Origin of the sequence: Mycobacterium sp. (genome assembly GCF_035499775.1) — a bacterium.
Classification (GTDB): Bacteria; Actinomycetota; Actinomycetes; order Mycobacteriales; family Mycobacteriaceae; genus Mycobacterium.
In genome coordinates, this window is sequence record NZ_DATJYB010000114.1 from 1 (window position 1) to 3,289 (window position 3,289).

A 3,289-nucleotide genomic window follows, 5' to 3' on the forward strand; every position below is an offset into this window, starting at 1 on the left:
CGGAACCCTTATCTGTGTTGGGGACCCCCGTAAAGGGTGAGTCCGTTGGTGTTTCATTGTTTGGCCTCGGTCGGCCTATTGGTCCTGGGGCGGTGGACCGCAGTCGGAGGTCGAGGTGGAGCGCCCGGAGCGCAGCGAGGACGAACGACCTTGAGGCCGACGAGGATCCGCCGCATACTGTGGTTGGCCGGACGGAGGCAAAGCCGTTGTGGTTCAAGTCATCTGCAGCCTCCCATGGAATGACACAAGTGCACGTTGCGCGTGCCGGCGCCAGCCTGACCCGTAAATCGGTTGGTGAGTGGGCAGGCCGAAGGCACCCGGCGAAGCCGGGTCATGGTGCATCGCTGCGGGTTTGGGGTCATGCTGCGGCGTCGGTGATGATGGCTTTTCCGTCGCGGATGACGATGTGCTGGCCGGTGAGGGCTTGGAGTTGGGTGGCCAGATCGTGGGCGCGGCGGTGTTTGTTGATGCGGGATTCGTAGTATCCGGGCCCAACGTCGATGAAGGACGCATCCGGGTCCGAGAGCAGGTGGTAGACGACAGTGAGGACTGAGTTGCCGGTGGCGACGATGGCTTTCTGTTTGCCGCGGCGTCGGGCCAGGCGCCGGTAACGGGCGCCGAGAAAGGTGTCGGCACGAGAATTGGCGAAGACGATGCGACCCAGCGTGCCGGCCAGCCATGGGTTACCCCTGCCGCGGCCCTTGTTTCTGGACTTACCGGCCGACTCGTGGGTCTGCGGGCAGAACTTGGCCCACGACACCAGATGCGCGTCCGACGGGAACCGGGTCGTGTCGACGCCGATCTCGGCGATCAGCTCGGCGGCGGCCACGGTGTCGATGCCAGGGATGTCAGCAAGCCGGGTCGCCTGCGCCGAGAAAGGGCCGATCTCGTCCTCGATGCGGGCATCAAGGGCGGCGATCTGGGCGCTGATCCGATCGGTGTTGTCGAGCATCATGCGCAGGATCGCCGCGTGGTGATCGGTGAAAAATCCGGTCAGCGCCTCTTCAAGCTGCGCGGTCTTCTTGCGTGCCCGGCCCTTGGCCAGCTGGGCCAGCGCCCGCGGATCGCGCTGCCCGGCGATCAGCGCCTCCATCATCGCCCGCGCGGTGACTCCGTGCAGTTCCGAGAGCACCGCCGAGATCTTGATCTGAGCGTCCTCGAGCAGCTTTTCGATGCGCTGCTGCTCGCCGGTGCGGTCTTGCACCAGGGCACGGCGGTAGCGGGTCAGATCACGCAGCCGACGGATCTCGGGCGGGTGCACCAGCGAGGGCCGACACATGCCCCGCTCGGCCACCTTGGCCAGCCAAACTGCATCGGCCCGATCCGTTTTGGCCCGCCCCGGCACGTTTTTCACCTCGCGAGCGTTCACCAGCCAGCACTGAAACCCTTCGGCCTCCAGCAGGTAATACACCCCCTTCCAGTAGGTGCTGGTGGATTCCATCGCCACCCGTTGCACACCCCATTGCTGCAGCCAGGCCACCATCTCCAGCAGTTGTGCCGTGGTGGTGCCGTAGCCGCGCAGCTCCTGCATCCGCCGGCCCGGCCGGTGGGGGCTCGGCACCCGCACACATGCCTCCAGAGCGGCCTTGCCCAGATCTAGCGCCGCGATCCGCTCCACCACCAGTTCGGCATCGTCGACCTCTTCCATCCCGATATCCTTCCCGCGCAATCGTTTACATGAACGCGGTCGCCCGCAGGAACCGAACAGGGATGGAAATAGAGTCGGACCCTCGTGCTCGTAGCAACAATGCGCAGCCCCACCATCGGCTCCCCGGATCAAACTTATCTTCGGGCTCGCTGCGCCAAGCTGCGACGACCTCGGCGAGCGACCGCGCGTCCGATTTTCCCGCATGCGCGGGCGTCCCCGAAGGGGACCAAAGAACTTATCTGGGTCCACGGACAAGGTCCGGCGACATGATGATCGATGGGGTGCCCGACACGCGGGCTGCCGAAAGAGGTGCGGCCGCTCATTCTTTCCGGGAAGCCCACCCAACAGCGGGGTGACGACAGGGGACCTGCGGGAGCCGACCGCAGGCATCAGCTCAAGTATGGGCAGGACACGCGCGCAACGCATGGTTAGGCGGCCACCTCCTGTGGTTCGGGGGCGGGCAGCGCCAGCGCGGCATCGCCGAGTTCACGCAGCGTGTGATGGCAGCGGCGCACGATCTTGCGCTCCACGGCCAAGGTCGGGTTCTTACCGTTGCGGCCGTCGTGTTTGGCCGCCAGCGACTGGTAGTAGGCGTAATCCGGCGACCCGCGCCGAGCCGCGCACTTGGCCGCCTCAAACGCCGCCCACCGCAGTTGCGGGGAACCCTGCCGCGACAGACGCCCCGGGGCAGCGTTTGGCGTCCGAGGAGTATACGGTGATATCCAGCCCGGCAAACCGCACCAGCTGATCGGAGGTGGAAAACCGGCGCGCATCGCCGATCTCGGCCCACATGATCGCCGCACACAACCCGCCGATGCCGTACTGGCGCTGCAGCGCCCGACACCCCGCCTGGCGGCGAGCGAAACTCACCAATTGGGCTCGCAGCGGATCGATCTCGGCGCTCAGCTCATCAATGCGGCGCAATGCGGTGTCCACATACTGGCGCCCGGCCGCCGACAACTCCGCGACCGCGATCTCCGCGCGGCCCGCCTCGGACAACAACGCCTTGACCGGCGGGCAACCCTGATGGAATAACTGGGCGTGGATACGCTGCTGCCAGCCCCGCCGCTCCTCCATCAACGCGCAGTACAACCGGCCCAGACTGCGAACCACCACCACATGCGCCGGCGGGATCCATGACTCCGGGAACCGGCCCTCCACCAGCAGGGTGCGCAGCAGCTTCGCATCCGCGCGGTCGGTCTTGGCGCGCTTCTTGGGCCCTCGCAACGCCGCGATCTCAGCCGGATCCCCCAAATGCACCCCCACCCCCGCGGCGGTCAGCTCCTCGCTGACATACCGCCACCCCGTACAGCCCTCCAGCGCGAACTCGCCATCGCCATCCGGGCAGTGCTCGGCCAGCCAACCCCGCACCGTCTTCCACGTCGCCGGACGGATCTGACCGAAGCGCACCCCCCCGTCATCGTCCACGTAATCGAAGGTGATCTGCTGTCGATGCACGTCCAAACCGCCTACCATCGTCATCAGTGGGACCTCCTCAAGCTCCCAGCAATCTATGCCCGGGTCTCCTCGGCCCGGCAGAAGGAGCAGGAGACGATCCGATCCCAGACCGCAGCGGTGCGTGCGCACGCCGAACAGCTGGGTCTGGACGTGCCCGAACAGTGGGTGTTTGAAGACGACGGC

The 3,289-nt window shown here is 66.3% G+C and carries 3 protein-coding genes; 1 reads left to right on the forward strand and 2 read right to left on the reverse strand.

The window, feature by feature from the left end:
- Positions 1 to 358: 358 nt before the first annotated feature.
- Together VML93_RS08220 and VML93_RS08225 are read right to left on the reverse strand one after the other, a co-directional pair.
- On the reverse strand, positions 359 to 1,648 hold the full coding sequence (locus tag VML93_RS08220; RefSeq protein ID WP_325609496.1) for an IS110 family transposase: 1,290 nt from the start codon (positions 1,646 to 1,648) through the stop codon (positions 359 to 361).
- 633 nt (positions 1,649 to 2,281) lie between these two features.
- Positions 2,282 to 3,076: a transposase gene (locus VML93_RS08225; RefSeq protein ID WP_325609498.1), complete on the reverse strand. Its 795-nt coding sequence runs from the start codon at positions 3,074 to 3,076 to the stop codon at positions 2,282 to 2,284.
- A 24-nt stretch (positions 3,077 to 3,100) separates the two neighbouring features.
- Here VML93_RS08225 and VML93_RS08230 point away from each other — a divergent pair.
- Positions 3,101 to 3,289, forward strand: a 189-nt coding sequence (locus VML93_RS08230; protein ID WP_325609500.1) for a hypothetical protein, incomplete at its 3' end; no start/stop codon positions are given.